The sequence below is a fragment of the Melioribacter sulfuriphilus genome (assembly GCF_051488685.1).
Taxonomy (GTDB): Bacteria; Bacteroidota; Ignavibacteria; order Ignavibacteriales; family Melioribacteraceae; genus Melioribacter.
In genome coordinates this window covers 128316-143737 of sequence record NZ_JBPSEH010000007.1, presented here as the reverse complement: position 1 = coordinate 143737, position 15422 = coordinate 128316, and the positions used below count along the sequence as shown (strand labels likewise).

The window sequence follows — 15422 nt, the reverse complement described above, 5'->3', positions numbered from 1 at the left end:
CGTCAAAAACTTTAAGTATTTGTTGAGGAGCATCGTTAATTTTTAAGACTTTGAATTTCGGCTGTGTAGTATAATCAAATTTTACCTGGCGGAGAGGGAGGGATTCGAACCCTCGGTCCGCCTACGGCGGACAACGGTTTTCGAGACCGCCCCGTTCAACCACTCCGGCACCTCTCCAAAAAAATTTTCAAATACCCTGTATATGTTAAATTGTATCGCTTTGATGAAATTGTTTTATCTTCTATTGCAATTTCATTCTAATAGCGTCGTAAAGATAATAAAAAATTTGTAATCGTATATAGTGATAATTTGAAAAAATTAATATATTTGACCTTCGATTACAATAAATATTGAAATCCGGAAAGGTGCAGGAGTGGTTGAACTGGCACGCCTGGAGAGCGTGTAACCGTTTACGCGGTTCGTGGGTTCGAATCCCACCCTTTCCGCTCATTTTATTAAATGAATATTGCTTGACTTAATTTATATACTTCAATTGATAATTCTTTTGGCACAAACCGATGCCGAGAATTGGGTACCTGTAGAAAACTACAGGGAAAGTAAAATTTATGTGGACGCATCTTCACTTAAAAAATACGACGACGATTATTATGTATGGGTCTTAGAAGAGCACGACCCACCTATATCAATTGAATCAATCGACAAAAAAATATATAAAACTAAAACTTATCTTATTATAAACAAGCCTTCTAAACGCTACAGCATCATTCAAATTATTTTTTATGATATCAACAACAACGTATTGAAAAGCTACTCTTATAATATATCCGAACTTGTGAAGTATACGTCTCCCATATTAGAAGGCTCAAAAATAGAATCTGTTATGATTAAATGTATAATGCTGAGCGATATCAAAAAAGCGAAGAGCAATTAACATTTCTTTTTATAAATTCGACTCCTCCGAGTAATTTCATCTGTCTTATTATTTCACCCTGCCTTCTGAGTAAATAGGGAGTTACTCTGGAAGGATTCCTTTTATTAGGACTTGGCAATGTTGCTGCAAGAAGTGCCGATTGATTGATGTTAAGTCTATTGGGTACTCTACGAAAATATTTTAAAGCAGCTACTTTTACACCATAAACTCCTGGCCCGAACTCAGCACTGTTTAGATATATTTCCAAAATTCGTTCTTTGCTCCATAATAGTTCGATTAATAGAGTATAATACACCTCGATTCCTTTTCTAATCAAGCTTTTACTGCGAAACAAAAATAAATTTTTCGCAACTTGCATTGAAATTGTACTTGCACCCCGTGCAATTCTTCTTCTTTTATTTTCCTTTAATGCCTTTTGAATTTGCTTAAGGTCAAATCCCCAATGCTCGAAAAAGCGCTGATCTTCAGAAGCTACCACACTCAATTGCATATATTTTGAGATATTACATAAATTGACAGGCGAGTAATTTTCAGAATAGTCTTTCTTAAAAAATTCGTCCCACTGGAGTTCTTCATTTATAAATGCCGTTGATGCAGGATTAAAAAATCGAAAAAATAAAATAATCAATGAATTAAAAGCTGTAAACAAAACAAAAAATGTCAACAAGAATTTAATTATTTTCATAAATATCTCATGATAATGAACTAAATTTACTTAAATTTGTTAATAGTAAAAAAAATTTATTTACAAAAAAAAGAGGTGTAAAATGATTTCAGAAAAAATGGCAAAATCTCTTAATAACCAGGTTAAAGAAGAATTCTTTTCTTCATATCTATATTTATCAATGGCATCATATTTCGAAGTAGAAAATTGGCATGGTTTTGCAAACTGGATGAAAAAACAATCCTTAGAAGAATATGGACACGCAATGAAAATTTTTGATTACCTAAATGAAGTCGGTAAAAAAGTGAATCTGGAACAACTCGATAAACCGAAAACTGAATGGAACACTCCTCTCGAGGCATTCGAAGACGCATTAAAACATGAACTTCACATTACAAATAAAATTAACGAGCTGGCAAAATTAGCCGATGATGAAAATGACTTTGCTACTGCAAATTTCCTGCAATGGTTTGTAAATGAGCAAGTTGAAGAAGTAGCTTCTGTTAAATCGATAGTCGAAAAAATGAAATTTATTGGCGACCAGAAAAGCGGTTTACTCTTTCTCGATAGCGAGCTTGGAAACCGCAAATAATTTTTCACCCGAGCCTTTTTATAATTAAAAATAAATTATTAAATTTGCATCTCATAATAATGAATAATGAGGATAAAAATGGCGCGTAGATGTCAAGTTACAGGAGTTGGTCCCGTAAGTGGTCATAATATTTCGCACGCTCACAATAGAACAAAAAGAAGATTTTTGCCAAATTTGCAGAAAAAGAGAATCTGGGTTAAAGAACTCAACAGATTTGTTACAGTTAAATTGACCACAAGCGCACTGAGAACATTGGCAAAAAATGGTACCGGCGAATTGGCTAAGTTGATTACTTCCGGTAAAATCAAAGTTCGATAATTAAAAATATTTTTTTCTTTGTGTTTCAAAAGAGGCTTTTTTAAGCCTCTTTTTTTATTTTAAATATGCTTCTCAATAGTTTTTTAGTATATTGATTTTTGATTTTTCGACTCACCGTTATATATTTAAATGTCCTATAGAATTATTAGGAGGATAAATGAAAATAGCCGTTTGTCTTAATCATGTACCAGATACTGCCTCAAAAATTAGTGTCGGCCAAGACAATAAATCAATTGACACTGCAGGTGTGACCTTTGTCGTAAATCCTTATGACGAATTTGCCGTAGAAGAAGCTTTAAAAACAAAAGAAAAAGTGGGAGGCGAAACTGTTGTAATAAGTTTGGGTAACGACAACAACAAAGAATCGATTAAAAAAGCTCTTGCGATGGGCATAGATAATGCTGTATTACTAAAAACAGATGAAATATACGACTCCCTTTCCGTTGCTAAAATTTTAGCAACCGAAATTAAAGTTCAGAATGCGGAAATAGTTTTCTTCGGTAAACAATCGGTCGATTATGATAACGGAGCTGTAGGCCAGATGTGCGCTGAGTTGCTTGGGTACAATTCGGTATCAGTTGTTGTCGGCTTGGAAATCGATGGAAATAAAGTCAGAGCAGAGAGAGAAATTGAAGGCGGGCGAGAAATTGTTGAAACAGAATTACCGGTGGTTATAACAACTCAAAAAGGTTTGAACGAACCGCGTTATGCATCGCTTAAAGGTATTATGGCTGCAAAGAAAAAAATAATCGATGAAAAGATTCCTGAAAGTTGCTTAAACTATACCGAAATTATCAGCATGAGAAAGCCGCCGGCAAAACAACCTGGCAGAATTATCGGAACAGATGCTACAGCTGTACCCGAATTAATCCGACTGTTAAAAGAAGAAGTAAAAGTTATCTAAAGGTGACTTATGGCAAATAAAATTCTAGTTTTTCTCGAACAAAGAGATGGACAAATTAAAAAATCTTCATATGAAGTCTCCGTTGCTGCGTGGAAACTATCTAAGGACTTGAATGCAGAAGTTGAAGGTGTGGTTATTGGCAGTGAAGTTGAGAATCCAGATTTTGCAGGGAATTACGGACTAAGTAAGGTTTATCACATAAAAAACGAACAGCTTGCAAACTATTCATCCAGCGCTTATACAGATTCGCTCCTGGATTTGATTAAATCAATCGATGCTCAAATAATAATTTTTTCAGCCACATCGATGGGAAGGGATCTGGCACCGCGCATAGCCGCGAAACTTGATTGTGGGATTGTCAATGACGTTATCGATTGGAAGGTAGATAACGGCGAAATTATTGCTACAAGACCCGTATACGCAGGAAAAGCTTTAACAGATGTTAAAATTAAATCCGATAAGAAGATTTTTACTCTTAGACCAAATGTGTTCAAGGCAGAAAAAATTACGGAACAAGCTGCCACAATAGAAGTAAAAGGCGTAGAAAACCCAAATATTAGAACAAAAGTAGTTGAAATAATAAAATCAGATACTAAACTTGATGTGGCCGAAGCTGATATTATAGTATCCGGTGGAAGAGGTATGAAAGCGCCAGAAAATTTCAAACTTGTTGAAGAGTTAGCCGAGTTGTTAGGAGCGGCAACGGGAGCTTCCAGAGCAGTTGTGGATGCCGGGTGGCGACCGCATGGTGAACAAGTTGGCCAAACTGGCAAGACGGTTTCGCCAACACTATATATTGCGCTCGGCATTTCTGGTGCAATTCAACATCTTGCAGGGATGAGATCATCTAAGTATATTGTTGCAATTAACAAAGACAAAGACGCTCCAATTTTTCAAATTGCAGATTATGGAATTGTCGGTGACCTTTTTGAAATTGTTCCTGCTATGATTGAAGAAATTAAAAAAATTAAGAATTCTTAACTATGGATAAAGTTCAAGTTGAAATATTAGGATTATCTGCCAGCCCCTCTACTGGAGGGGCTTATGCCCTCTTATTAAAAGAAGTTTATGGTTTACGTAGGTTACCAATAATCATTGGTTCTTTCGAAGCCCAATCGATTGCCCTTGAAATTGAAGGAATTAAAGCACCGCGTCCATTAACACACGATTTAATGAAAATTCTTTTAGACCACTTAGGAGCTAGTGTTACCGAAGTTCTAATAGACGAATTAAGAGACAATACATTTTATGCCAAAATAAAACTTGAAGTCTCATCTTTAACGCATGAAATCGATTCCCGTCCAAGCGATGCAATTGCTCTTGCAGTTAGAACTGGTTCGCCTATCTATGTTTCGGAAGACGTTATGAGATTAGCTTCTTTCGTTCCTTCAAGTGAAGACTTAGAGGAAAGTACAAATCCAGAAGAAGAAGATGATGATGAATTTGAAGAACCAAAGCCAATGCCCGAAAAGAAACCTCTATCGAAAGAAGGAAGATTAGCCGAGTTGCAGGATCAATTAAGAGAAGCTATTGAAAAAGAGGATTACGAAAGAGCTGCTAAATTACGCGACGAAATAAATAGATTAAAAGGGAATAATTAGTTTATTCGAATACAACTTTACCGATCTCACATTCGAGGCATTTATTTTTAGAGCAATAATTCCTAAATAAGTCTATCATTCCCTGTGCATATACCGTTTTCTTAATTTTATCTTGCATTCCTAAAGCATTGGCCACATTATGAATTACCTGATTCTCATCCCTTTGTTCATAAATTCCATATGTTTTTACTAATTTATCTGTCAGTTGCTCGTGTCCGTATATCTTAAAATAAACTGCGAAGTATGGTAGTATAACATTAATCATTATTTCATCGGCACGCGAAACTCCCACAAAATATTTTATTTCAGTCGATGATGGCTCGCCCAATAATACATAATGTCGTTTCCAGTATCCGTCTGATTTTATTACAAAGAGCGACCTTATTGAATTTATAAGTACACTGAGATTATGAATCTCCCTGATCTTTTTAATAATAATTCCAATCAAATCGTTATGCAACAATTGATAAATAATTCTGGCTCCGCCTGCAATTCTAACAGTTGGAAAATTCTGCGGACGGATTCTAAAAAATTGCCACTGATTATTTTCCAAATAGTCACCGTCATAAAAAGGTTTAATGGAATCCCAGTATAACCTGGATTTATCCAGATAATCAGTTGTGTCTTCATCAATAACTTTGGGAAGTGAATTAAGCAACCCGGAGATATGCAGAAGAGCCGACTCGTATTTTTGTACTAATATGCCGTCTTTTTCAATCTTCAAAAGGAATTCTATATCGGCTTTTCTCGCCAGAGCAACCATTGGATTTTTATTTTTCGAATAACCCAACGCTTCGAATAGCAACTCGTATAATAATTGCTGCCAAACATCTTTACGATGGAAATCATTATAATGAAATTCTCTTTTCTGAAATTCTTCCGTTAAATCATAACCAACGACCGGCTCTTTAATACCTGCATCCTTCAAAAATTGAATCTCTTTCAGACGTTCATAAATTTTATTGCATTTTTTGTTAAAACGTTCAATTCCCAACTTGTACAAATGTGAATTACGCAATTCGGCGGGCGCATTTAACGCAACTGCAGAACACTTGAGAATGCCTGAAATATTATTCTTTTCTTCGGAGTGTGTTTCTTTAATCTTTTTAACCTCATCGCTGCTAATTAAACTTGCTATTGTAATCGAGGGAATTTTACGTCCGCTTCTCGTATAAACATATCCATGATTATTTTTATTTTCGAATGTAACGTGGAGTATAACGCTATTGTATTTACTGTCGATATTATGTCCATGAAGTTTCCAATCTGCATAGTCATAGTCGATTTCAATATCACCAACATATGTCAGATTGCCTATTCTGATTCTGGCATTTTTAAAATCCGGGCCGGCAGACTCATGGTTTGGTGTACCACAGTCGAGGACTGCAATTTCTTCTCCGTTAAGTGTTTCAAGAATTGTGTTGTGATCTAATTTCTGCCAGATTTCGTAGAGATACCCTTCATGAAATTTTGATTCTGAACCCATTGGTCCGCCAATTTTAATTGAGAATGAACTGATGATTCGATTGCTTATAAAATTAAGATATTATTTTAGTAAAATCCACAATTTTATAAATTGATATAGCTTATTATTTTCTCTCTCAATGTTTCTGGAAATTTATCAGTTTGATCGCAATAAAGCAATCCTCGACTAATATTTACAATGAAATTGCGCTTTCCTTTATTTCTGAATATCGACACCACCTCTTCGTAACTTCCTCCTTGAACACCTACGCCAGGCAATAGCACAGGCATATTGTCAAATGAATCGATAGCATTACGAAGTTCCAATGGATTGGTAGCACCAAATACAAGTCCTATATTATTACGGATATTCCACTTATTCAGTTTTTCAATAACAACGTTAAATAAAAATCTACCATCTGCAAGTTTTAGCTTTTCAAAATCTTCAGAACCCGGGTTTGAGGTAAGAGCTAATACAAAATTTAATTTATTTTCAAATTCGAAAAAAGGTTGAAGTGAATCAAATCCCATATAAGGGTGAAGTGTGATGGCATCACACTTAAAATAATTAAAGATCGATTCGGCGTAAAAATGGGAAGTGTTACCGATATCCCCTCTTTTTGCATCGGCTATAATAAGTATATCTTCAGGTATCAATTTTATTGTTTCGAGCAAATTTCTTACTCCCTCTAATCCATCTTTTTCATAGAAAGCAAAATTAATTTTATACGCTGCAGCATATTCATACGTATTTTCAATTACAGTTTTATTAAAAGCCAGTATAGGATTCGGTTCCTTCTTAAAGTATTCTGGTATTTTAGACAAATCAGTATCAAGACCTACACAAACATGGAGGCCTGAGTTTATTTTATTATATAATTTTTCCTGGGCAGTCATTTATATCTCATTTTATTTAAAGTTCTTGAACATCATCGATTCAACGGGATATACAGTACGCTTATTATACTTAGCGGAAGATTTTTTATTATATGAAACTTCAACCTGGCCGTCTAATTTGAAATAAATAATCTGTCCTATTGGCATTCCAGCATAGATTCTTACAGGTTGTTTTACACTTATTTCAAGTGTCCATGTATTACAAAAGCCCTCGTCGCCTTTGCCTGCTGTGGAATGAATATCAATACCTAAACGGCCGATGCTCGATTTACCTTCGAGGAATGGCACATAATTATAAGTTTCCGTGTACTCTTCCGTAACGCCGAGATATAACTTTGACGGAAGAAGAATAAAACCCTCGTCCGGTATTTCGAATAGAACAATTTCATTATGTTTTTTGGCATCAAGTATATCATCTTTATACACACCCAACCACTTCCCGAGGTGAACATCATAACTATTCGAGCCCAGATTTTCACGTTTGAAAGGTTCAATGACAATATTCCCTCTTTCTATTTCTTCTAATATTTTTTTATCTGAAAGAATCATAAGTACCTCAAGTATGTAATTTTCTGTTTTTATAGACGTTCATTACAATTCCAGCTAAAACCATATTTACCAACAAAGAGCTACCACCGTAACTTAAAAATGGTAACGGAATCCCAATCACTGGTGTTATACCCAGATTCATCCCGATATTAATGGCAAAATGGGAAAAATAAAGTGACAATGTTCCAATAATTATTAGCGAGCCGAATTTATCTTTAGATACAGACGCAAAATATAGCAGTCTCATAAAAACTATAAAGAAAAGGAGTAATACAATTGTGCTTCCAATAAAGCCGAACTCCTCGCCTATCACACAATAGATAAAGTCGGTCCATTGTTCTGGTATAAAACGTAACTGTGTCTGGTTGCCCTGCATAAAACCTTTACCGAATAAGCCGCCAGAACCAATTGCAAGTTTTGCCTGCAATGCATTATAACCTGCGCCAAGTGGATCTGCATAGGGATTAATAAATGTTTCAATTCTCTTTTGCTGATGAGGTTTTAATAAACGGAAACCGTATTCGAAAAAGAAGGACGCTCCTAAATTCAGCATAAAAATGGCTATACTGTTGAACAAATCTCTCTTAAAAATAATGAGGGCTATAATTACTGCTATTAGTGAAATTATAAAGTATACGGGTCCAAGTAACGAAGCAAAAACAACAACTATAGGTGAAAGTACAACGAATAGTGCAAACAAACTTATGCCGCTCCAGTAGACAATTGAAATGGTAAGTATGATAAATATTATTGAAGTACCCGTGTCTGGTTCCAATAATATCAGTAATGCCGGGAAAAACCCGATACCAATTGCTATTGCTATATCTTTAATGTTATTTATATCCCTCTCTTTGTAAGATATCCAGTAGGATATGCCCAGTATTATTCCAATTTTTGCAAATTCAGAGGGTTGAAATCCAATTGGGCCAAAATCGAGCCAGCTCCGGGCACCATAGACAGTCTTCCCTGCAAATAAAACCACAACCAACATTAATAACGAAACCACATAAAAAGATAAAGCCATATTTTTGAAAACTTGTTCTGGAAGATTATAAATTACCAGAAATGCAAGCAAAGAAATTAAACTAAATACTAACTGCTTCTCGAAATTCTGTGACGCAGTAGGATGATTTGCAGTTGAACTGTAAATTGCAGCCAATCCAAATAATATTAAAAGAAAAATAGATACAAAAAATAAAATATCGAATCGATCGTTTAATTCATAATCAATTTTCAATTTTGCTCACTCCTGCGACGATTTCATTTTTTATTATTTTTTTCTCTTTTTCAATACGATTTTTTAGATAAGCTTTAATTACGTCCCGTGCAATCGGAGCGGCAACAGTGCTACCATAGCCAGCATTTTCAACTACCACAGCAACAGCAATTTTAGGATTTTCATACGGCGCAAAACCAATAAAGATGGAATGGTCATCGCCATGAGGATTTTGAGCTGTACCGGTTTTACCTGCAATTTTTACATCCGGCAATCTAATATTAGTTGCTGTGCCAGCTCCGTTGACTACGAGATACATCGCATTTCTAACTATATCAAAAGTACTTTTACTAATTCCAGCATCATAATATTCAGGTTCAATTTTCTGGAATACTCCTTTTTTGTAGAAGCCTTTAACCAGATGCGGCTTTGCAGATTTACCATAGTTTGCAATTAGTGCTACATATTGTGCTAACTGGAGAGGTGTAACACTGAGCTCGCCTTGCCCGATACCCAAGCTCAACAAAATTCCTTTTGGCCACCGATCTTTGCCGAAAGCATGTTCATAATATTTTTTTGTCGGCAATAAGCCGGCAGTTTCTTCTCCTATATCAATTCCGGTTTTCCTTCCGAAACCTAATTTAGCCGCATACTTCGACCAATTATCAAGACCAACTTTAAGAGCCAGTTGATAATAGTATGCATTACACGATTTCTCAATTGAAGTTATAAGATCAACACTGCCGTGATAATGGAGACATTTAAAGAAACGATTTCCAAAATAGTAACCGCTATTACAATAGAAGCGACTCTTTTCAGTTATTATCCCTTCTTCAATTCCAGCTATTGCCGAAACCATTTTAAATGTAGAGCCCGGTGAATAGATTGACATTGTCGCCCTGTTAAACAAGGGTTTATCCTCGTCTTCATTGAGTTCTTTCCAAACCTTCGAAAAATCCATTGAAGAGAAATTTTCCAGATCGTACATAGGTGAACTAACCATAGCCAAAATTTCGCCTGTGCCAGGTTCAATTGCAACAAGAGCACCTCGTTTATCTGTAAACAACGACTCGGCAACTTGCTGGGTATATTTATCGATTGTAAGCATTAGATCGAATCCCTTAATGGGAGCTACATCGCTTTTACCGGAATTGTATCTGCCGATTGTTTTTTGATGAGAATCGACCAATAGGTATTTTATGCCTTTTTCACCGCGGAGTACTGATTCATATTTTTTTTCTATACCAACGTAACCAATTTCATCTCCTAAACTATAACCAGTCATTTTGTCCAACAGGTTTTTATTGATTTCTCTCAAGTATCCAAATAGATGAGATCCCCGAACTCCAAAAGAATAGTCTCTGCGCATTTCGATTACATAATCGACACCAGGCAGCTTTTCCGAATTTTCTTCGTACCAGGCTATAACTTTGTAATCTACATTTTTCGCTATTCTGATTGGTACGTAAGGCGACATATGTCTGTTCTTTTTGAGCAGACTTTTGATATAGCCTTTATCGAAACCGAGCATGGTTTCTAAATGACGATTAAGGGAGGTGTCGTACTTATCGGGTGTAATTCTCAATGTAAAAGATGGCTTATTTCCTACAAGTACATTTTTATTTCTGTCGTAAAATATACCTCTCGGTGCGGTCTCATAGATTGGTTTAATACTGTTTTCGTTGGCTTTGGCAGTATAAATGCTACCCTGTAACACCTGCATGTTAAACAATTGAATAAGTGAAATAACAAAGAATGCGATTATTACCAGAAATAATAATCGCCTTCGAACATCCTGTCCGAAAATTTGTTCTTTCATCTTAATTCCCTTTTAGGCATTGCAATTAATACAGGCAATGCAAAAACTGAAGTATAAACAGCAGGTAGAAAACCACCTTCGATCAAAAGAATAAATAGATTAAGCTCTGGTCTTGCCGCAGCAATTAGTGTGTATAAAAAAGAATAGACAGTAGCAACTATCAAATTTATATAGAAAAAATTCATCGTTGCGGTATTTATTTCAATTTTATTTTCATTATAAAAATAACCTGCGATAAAACCACTTATAGTCATGGCAAACATATTAACTCCTGTTACACCTCCTGAAATCAAATCAAACATAAGTCCAAGAGTAAATCCCAAAAGAATTGCAAAAGATTGACCGTTCTTCAAAGCATAAAATGTAATTAATACAATCAATAAGTTAGGTGCTATTCCTGATATACTAATAAGAGGTACCACTGTCATCTGTAAAGCAGCCAGCAAAGTAAATAAAAACATCAGTATTAGTATTTGCTTTATCATTTAGCTATAAGATTGAGTTTTATGTCTTCAAGTTTTTTATCCGGTACAATACGCATTATAAAAAGATTATAAAGTGCACGAATGTCGCTATGAGGACTTACTGTAACGTTATGTAAGGCTCCGACAGGTACATCTTCCCTCTCAATTACTTTCCCAATTGGAATATTTGGAGGAAAGATAGTACTAAATTCGGATGTTTCGACCGAGCTTCCAATCTGTACATCATATGTAGACGGAATATTTTTAATTATCAGTTGATTGCCGTCCCAAGTCATAATTCCGTTAATATTTAATGGCTTAATTGTAACGGCGATTTTTAGCTTAGTATTATAAAGATTTCTTATAACCGCATAGTCGTTTGAAATGTTTGTAACAATTCCGACCAGACCGCTGGAACACAAGGCAGGCATACCAACATAAATACTGTCATTCAAACCCTTGTTAATTATGAATGAACCATCAATATCGTTGACAGTTTTAGAAATAATGTCTGCGGCAACAAGTGGATAGTTCAGCGAATCTCTTAAATTAAATATTGCTCTCAATTCTTTATTTTCATCAACTCGATTTTTAAGTCTACTCAATTCAAGCATCAGTCTGGCATTTTCTCTTTTGAGTTCTTCTATTGATTCGCGTTTCTTGATAAACGAAATAGGATAATTTATTAATTCGCTTACAACCGCAAAATTTCCGAAGGCGAATTGTTTCAGTCGAATCAATTGTGGATTATCATTAAAAGAGAGTACAAGCAAACTAATTGTAGAAAGCAGAAAGAGCAGAAAATATTCTTTATAGCTATTAATTATCTTAAGCAAAAATCTTATCATCAGTATGTTCTTTTACGCAAAAAAACTTTCGAATATTTATTGATATTTTCCAGAGCTTTCCCCGTACCTCTCACAACCGCTGTAAGAGGGTCATCAGCAACGTGAACAGGTAAGTTGGTTTCCATTCGTATTCTTTCGTCCAGGCCTTTCAAGAGAGCGCCTCCGCCAGTCAACATTACACCTCGATCGAGAATATCTGCCGATAATTCTGGTGGTGTGCGCTCGAGAGTCTGTTTGACAGCATCGACAATTTGTATAATATTTTCATTGAGTGCTTCGCGGATTTCAACGGAACTTACTTCGGTTGTTTTCGGGATACCGCCCACAAGATCTCTTCCCTTAACCTGTATTGTCACTTCTTCTTTAAGGGGAACAGCTGACCCAACCTCGCATTTGATAGCTTCTGCAGTGCGTTCACCGATCAATAGATTATAGTTTTTCTTGAAGAATTGCATAATGGCATTATTCATTTCGTCGCCTGCAATTCTGATTGATTCCTCGTTTACAATACCGCCCAGAGCAATAACTGCAATTTCAGTTGTTCCACCGCCGATATCAATTATCATATTTCCCGCAGGGGCTTCTACGTCAATACCGATACCGATAGCGCCCGCCATTGGTTCGGCTATTAGATGAACTTCTTTTGCACCTGCATGTTCGGCCGCATCGCGTACTGCACGTTTTTCTACTTCAGTGACACCGCTGGGGACAGCAATAACAACTCTTTTGCTTGCAAAACTGCTCGATGTAACCCTTTTAATAAACGCTCTTATCATTCCCTCTGCAATTTCAAAATCTGCTATAACTCCGTCGCGCATTGGTCGAGTAACTCTTATATCCCGATGTTCTCTGCCCTGCATCTCCTTAGCTTTATTTCCAAGTTCTATTATTCTTTTGGTATTTCTGTCGTAAGCTACTATCGAAGGCTCGTTGAGCACAATTCCTTTACCCTTTATATAGATAAGAGTATTTGCGGTACCGAGGTCGATAGCTAGATCTGTCGTAAAAAAGTCGAATAATCCCATATATCCTCCCACCTCTCAATAGAGGTCAGTGTTTAAAATTTCTAATTCCTGTAAATATCATCGATAAATTATTTTCATTTGCTGCATTGATAACTTCTTCATCACGTACCGAACCTCCCGGTTGAATAACTGACGTGATTCCATACTTAGCAATTTCAAGCAATCCATCGGCAAATGGGAAGAAAGCATCAGATGCTGCCACTGCACCCTCGAGTTGATGTCCGAATTGATTAGCTTTTATTGCAGCAATTTTAGCAGAATCAACTCGTGACATTTGTCCAGCACCGACACCAAGTGCCTTGCCATCCTTTACAAAGACAATTGCATTCGACTTGGTATGTTTACAAACCGCCCACGCAAATTTGAGGTCCTCAATTTCAGATGGCGTCGGCTTTTTTTCTGTTACTACCTTTAACATATCATCGGAAATTTTTGAATTATCTTTATCCTGAACCAATAGTCCGCCAGGAACGCTCCTGATTACTTGCTGGTCATCAGCAGGATATTTTTTAATAAGTATTAATCTTCTGTTCTTTTTCTTTTTTAATTCATCAAGAGCTTCTTGGGTGTAAGAAGGAGCACAAATAATTTCCAGAAAAATATCGTTTAATTTTTGTGCAGTTTGAAAATCAACTTCATTATTGAATGCTACAATTCCTCCGAATGCAGATACTGGGTCGCCCGACAATGCTTTTTCGTATGCTTCAAGTACCGAGCTTGCAATCGATGCACCACACGGGTTTGTATGTTTTATAATAGCGCATGCCGTTTTATCGAATTCAGAAACCAGTTCGACTGCTGCTGTAAGGTCAATTATGTTATTGTAAGACAATTCTTTGCCGTGTAAAATCTCGAAGTATTCAGAAATATTACCAAATAATGTTGCTTTTTGATGTGGATTTTCTCCATATCTTAGATTAAAGGCAGTCTTGTAATTCAATCGTATTGCTGTCGGTTCGGATAAAAATTCTTTTTCGAAAAAGTTGGCAATAATAGTGTCGTACATCGAAGTATGAGAAAAAGCTTCGGCTGCAAGTTTGCTGCGTGTTTCAATACTAATTGTTCCTTTATTCAATTCTTCTATAAAGGAATCGTACTGGTTCGGATTAGTTAGTACTGATACATATTTATAGTTTTTCGCAGCAGCTCTAATCAAGCTCGGTCCACCAATATCAATATTTTCAATTTTCACTTCGAGCGAAATGTCTTTGCGATTAACAACTTCGGGAAAAGGGTACAGATTAACACAAACGATATCGATTGGCAAAATATTGTTTTCACGAGCTTGTTGAATATCTTCCTCGACATCACGGCGCATTAGAATACCGCCGAATATTCTTGGATTCAGCGTTTTTACACGTCCCGAGAAAATTTCTGGATAAGAAGTAAAATCGCTGATTTCTGTACACCTGATACCGTTATCCATCAAAGTCTTTGCTGTTTTGCCCGTTGCAAGTATGTCGTATCCATTGTTAATAAGTTCAGAAGCGAATTCAACTATTTTCGATTTATCCGAAACGCTTATTAATGCTATTTTATTCAATTTATTACTCCAAAATAATTACTCTGTTACCCTGAATGACAATTTTACCTTCGGCGAATTTTTGTACCACATATGGAAGGATTTCATGTTCAATTTTTAAAACCCTTTCAGCAATTTCGTGTGGAGATTTCACATCTGAAATATCAACACATTTTTGCATAATTATTTTGCCATTGTCATAAATTTTATCCACGAAATGGACTGTGGCGCCCGAGACTTTTGCGGATGAATTAAATACCGCATTATGCACATTAATTCCATACATTCCTTTCCCACCAAAAGAAGGAAGAAGAGCGGGATGTATATTGATAATCTTGTATTCAAAAGAATCTACGAACTTATCGGGTAGTTTTTTCAAGAAACCGGCGAGAACAATAAGTTCTATGTTTTTATCTTTAAATATATTTGTTAATTCATCGTAACTGACAAATTTGTCGGAAGACTTCTCGGCGACAAAGTATACCGGAATATTGTTTCTTTTTGCATAGTCGACAGCCTCGCAATCGATACGATTACTGACTAGAGCAACGATTTTAATTTTATCACCGGAAACTTTTTCGTTAATGGCTCTGAAATTTGAACCCCGTCCCGACACAAACACCGCAATATTAATCATACACAATCGA

Annotated in this window: 17 protein-coding genes and 2 tRNA genes; 7 read left to right on the top strand and 12 right to left on the bottom strand. The window is 35.9% G+C overall.

The annotated features are described in order from the left end of the window. Positions 1-86 precede the first annotated feature (86 nt). Positions 87-177, bottom strand: a tRNA-Ser gene (locus ACSSV9_RS10715). A 182-nt stretch (positions 178-359) separates the two neighbouring features. Between ACSSV9_RS10715 and ACSSV9_RS10710 the strand changes: the two genes are divergently transcribed. Both ACSSV9_RS10710 and ACSSV9_RS10705 read left to right on the top strand, forming a co-directional pair. Beyond that, positions 360-446: transfer RNA gene (locus ACSSV9_RS10710), tRNA-Ser, on the top strand. A gap of 20 nt (positions 447-466) precedes the next feature. Next, positions 467-892 carry a surface-adhesin E family protein gene (locus ACSSV9_RS10705; protein ID WP_437347250.1) on the top strand — a complete coding sequence of 142 codons (426 nt, stop codon included), beginning with the start codon at positions 467-469 and terminating at the stop codon, positions 890-892. Here the strand turns inward: ACSSV9_RS10705 and mtgA are convergent. Beyond that, complete coding sequence (gene mtgA / locus ACSSV9_RS10700; RefSeq protein ID WP_437347249.1) at positions 870-1577, bottom strand: monofunctional biosynthetic peptidoglycan transglycosylase; 708 nt, start codon at positions 1575-1577, stop codon at positions 870-872. The genes ACSSV9_RS10705 and mtgA overlap by 23 nt on opposite strands. Positions 1578-1659: 82 nt before the next feature. Between mtgA and ACSSV9_RS10695 the strand changes: the two genes are divergently transcribed. The 5 genes from ACSSV9_RS10695 (at position 1660) to ACSSV9_RS10675 (ending at position 4971) form a co-directional block, all read left to right on the top strand. Then, positions 1660-2148: a ferritin gene (locus tag ACSSV9_RS10695; RefSeq protein ID WP_437347248.1), complete on the top strand. Its 489-nt coding sequence runs from the start codon at positions 1660-1662 to the stop codon at positions 2146-2148. Between the two features lie 78 nt (positions 2149-2226). Further along, positions 2227-2466: a 50S ribosomal protein L28 gene (gene rpmB, locus ACSSV9_RS10690; RefSeq protein ID WP_014857469.1), complete on the top strand. Its 240-nt coding sequence runs from the start codon at positions 2227-2229 to the stop codon at positions 2464-2466. A gap of 157 nt (positions 2467-2623) precedes the next feature. Next, entirely contained in the window at positions 2624-3370 is a 747-nt protein-coding gene (locus tag ACSSV9_RS10685; RefSeq protein ID WP_437347247.1) for an electron transfer flavoprotein subunit beta/FixA family protein, read from the top strand. A gap of 9 nt (positions 3371-3379) precedes the next feature. Beyond that, positions 3380-4351: an electron transfer flavoprotein subunit alpha/FixB family protein gene (locus tag ACSSV9_RS10680; protein WP_437347246.1), complete on the top strand. Its 972-nt coding sequence runs from the start codon at positions 3380-3382 to the stop codon at positions 4349-4351. A 2-nt stretch (positions 4352-4353) separates the two neighbouring features. Beyond that, positions 4354-4971 carry a bifunctional nuclease family protein gene (locus ACSSV9_RS10675; RefSeq protein ID WP_437347245.1) on the top strand — a complete coding sequence of 206 codons (618 nt, stop codon included), beginning with the start codon at positions 4354-4356 and terminating at the stop codon, positions 4969-4971. A gap of 1 nt (position 4972) precedes the next feature. Here the strand turns inward: ACSSV9_RS10675 and ACSSV9_RS10670 are convergent, their stop codons facing one another. The 10 genes from ACSSV9_RS10670 to purN all read right to left on the bottom strand — a co-directional run bounded on the left by ACSSV9_RS10670 (position 4973) and on the right by purN (position 15412). Then, entirely contained in the window at positions 4973-6457 is a 1485-nt protein-coding gene (locus tag ACSSV9_RS10670) for a DUF2851 family protein (protein WP_437347244.1), read from the bottom strand. A gap of 83 nt (positions 6458-6540) precedes the next feature. Then, a complete protein-coding gene (pyrF, locus tag ACSSV9_RS10665; protein ID WP_437347243.1) occupies positions 6541-7332 on the bottom strand; it encodes an orotidine-5'-phosphate decarboxylase in 792 nt (263 codons plus the stop codon). A 12-nt stretch (positions 7333-7344) separates the two neighbouring features. After that, entirely contained in the window at positions 7345-7881 is a 537-nt protein-coding gene (dcd, locus tag ACSSV9_RS10660; protein WP_437347242.1) for a dCTP deaminase, read from the bottom strand. A gap of 7 nt (positions 7882-7888) precedes the next feature. Further along, the gene (rodA, locus tag ACSSV9_RS10655; RefSeq protein WP_437347241.1) at positions 7889-9118 is read right to left on the bottom strand and encodes a rod shape-determining protein RodA; all 1230 of its coding nucleotides are present in this window, start codon (positions 9116-9118) and stop codon (positions 7889-7891) included. Continuing rightward, positions 9108-10916: a penicillin-binding protein 2 gene (gene mrdA / locus ACSSV9_RS10650; RefSeq protein WP_437347240.1), complete on the bottom strand. Its 1809-nt coding sequence runs from the start codon at positions 10914-10916 to the stop codon at positions 9108-9110. Before mrdA ends, rodA begins: the two co-directional genes overlap by 11 nt. Then, a complete protein-coding gene (mreD, locus tag ACSSV9_RS10645) occupies positions 10913-11401 on the bottom strand; it encodes a rod shape-determining protein MreD (RefSeq protein ID WP_437347239.1) in 489 nt (162 codons plus the stop codon). The genes mrdA and mreD overlap by 4 nt, the downstream gene beginning before the upstream one ends. Continuing rightward, positions 11398-12228 (bottom strand): rod shape-determining protein MreC, encoded by an 831-nt coding sequence (mreC, locus tag ACSSV9_RS10640; RefSeq protein ID WP_437347238.1) that lies wholly within the window; start codon positions 12226-12228, stop codon positions 11398-11400. Before mreC ends, mreD begins: the two co-directional genes overlap by 4 nt. Further along, positions 12228-13253, bottom strand: a complete 1026-nt coding sequence (locus tag ACSSV9_RS10635; RefSeq protein ID WP_437347237.1) for a rod shape-determining protein — start codon at positions 13251-13253, stop codon at positions 12228-12230. Before ACSSV9_RS10635 ends, mreC begins: the two co-directional genes overlap by 1 nt. Before the next feature lie 25 nt (positions 13254-13278). Next, complete coding sequence (gene purH / locus ACSSV9_RS10630) at positions 13279-14796, bottom strand: bifunctional phosphoribosylaminoimidazolecarboxamide formyltransferase/IMP cyclohydrolase (RefSeq protein WP_437347236.1); 1518 nt, start codon at positions 14794-14796, stop codon at positions 13279-13281. Positions 14797-14800: 4 nt separating this feature from the next. After that, positions 14801-15412: a phosphoribosylglycinamide formyltransferase gene (purN, locus tag ACSSV9_RS10625; protein ID WP_437347235.1), complete on the bottom strand. Its 612-nt coding sequence runs from the start codon at positions 15410-15412 to the stop codon at positions 14801-14803. Positions 15413-15422: the final 10 nt, after the last annotated feature.

What these genes read in the sequence shown, in the direction of transcription:
- mtgA (WP_437347249.1), bottom strand. Translation starts at nt 1,577, where the DNA reads ATGAAAATAATTAAATTCTTGTTGACATTTTTTGTTTTGTTTACAGCT.
- ACSSV9_RS10695 (WP_437347248.1), top strand. Translation starts at nt 1,660, where the DNA reads ATGATTTCAGAAAAAATGGCAAAATCTCTTAATAACCAGGTTAAAGAA.
- rpmB (WP_014857469.1), top strand. Translation starts at nt 2,227, where the DNA reads ATGGCGCGTAGATGTCAAGTTACAGGAGTTGGTCCCGTAAGTGGTCAT.
- ACSSV9_RS10685 (WP_437347247.1), top strand. Translation starts at nt 2,624, where the DNA reads ATGAAAATAGCCGTTTGTCTTAATCATGTACCAGATACTGCCTCAAAA.
- ACSSV9_RS10680 (WP_437347246.1), top strand. Translation starts at nt 3,380, where the DNA reads ATGGCAAATAAAATTCTAGTTTTTCTCGAACAAAGAGATGGACAAATT.
- ACSSV9_RS10675 (WP_437347245.1), top strand. Translation starts at nt 4,354, where the DNA reads ATGGATAAAGTTCAAGTTGAAATATTAGGATTATCTGCCAGCCCCTCT.
- ACSSV9_RS10670 (WP_437347244.1), bottom strand. Translation starts at nt 6,457, where the DNA reads ATGGGTTCAGAATCAAAATTTCATGAAGGGTATCTCTACGAAATCTGG.
- pyrF (WP_437347243.1), bottom strand. Translation starts at nt 7,332, where the DNA reads ATGACTGCCCAGGAAAAATTATATAATAAAATAAACTCAGGCCTCCAT.
- dcd (WP_437347242.1), bottom strand. Translation starts at nt 7,881, where the DNA reads ATGATTCTTTCAGATAAAAAAATATTAGAAGAAATAGAAAGAGGGAAT.
- mrdA (WP_437347240.1), bottom strand. Translation starts at nt 10,916, where the DNA reads ATGAAAGAACAAATTTTCGGACAGGATGTTCGAAGGCGATTATTATTT.
- mreD (WP_437347239.1), bottom strand. Translation starts at nt 11,401, where the DNA reads ATGATAAAGCAAATACTAATACTGATGTTTTTATTTACTTTGCTGGCT.
- mreC (WP_437347238.1), bottom strand. Translation starts at nt 12,228, where the DNA reads ATGATAAGATTTTTGCTTAAGATAATTAATAGCTATAAAGAATATTTT.
- ACSSV9_RS10635 (WP_437347237.1), bottom strand. Translation starts at nt 13,253, where the DNA reads ATGGGATTATTCGACTTTTTTACGACAGATCTAGCTATCGACCTCGGT.
- purN (WP_437347235.1), bottom strand. Translation starts at nt 15,412, where the DNA reads ATGATTAATATTGCGGTGTTTGTGTCGGGACGGGGTTCAAATTTCAGA.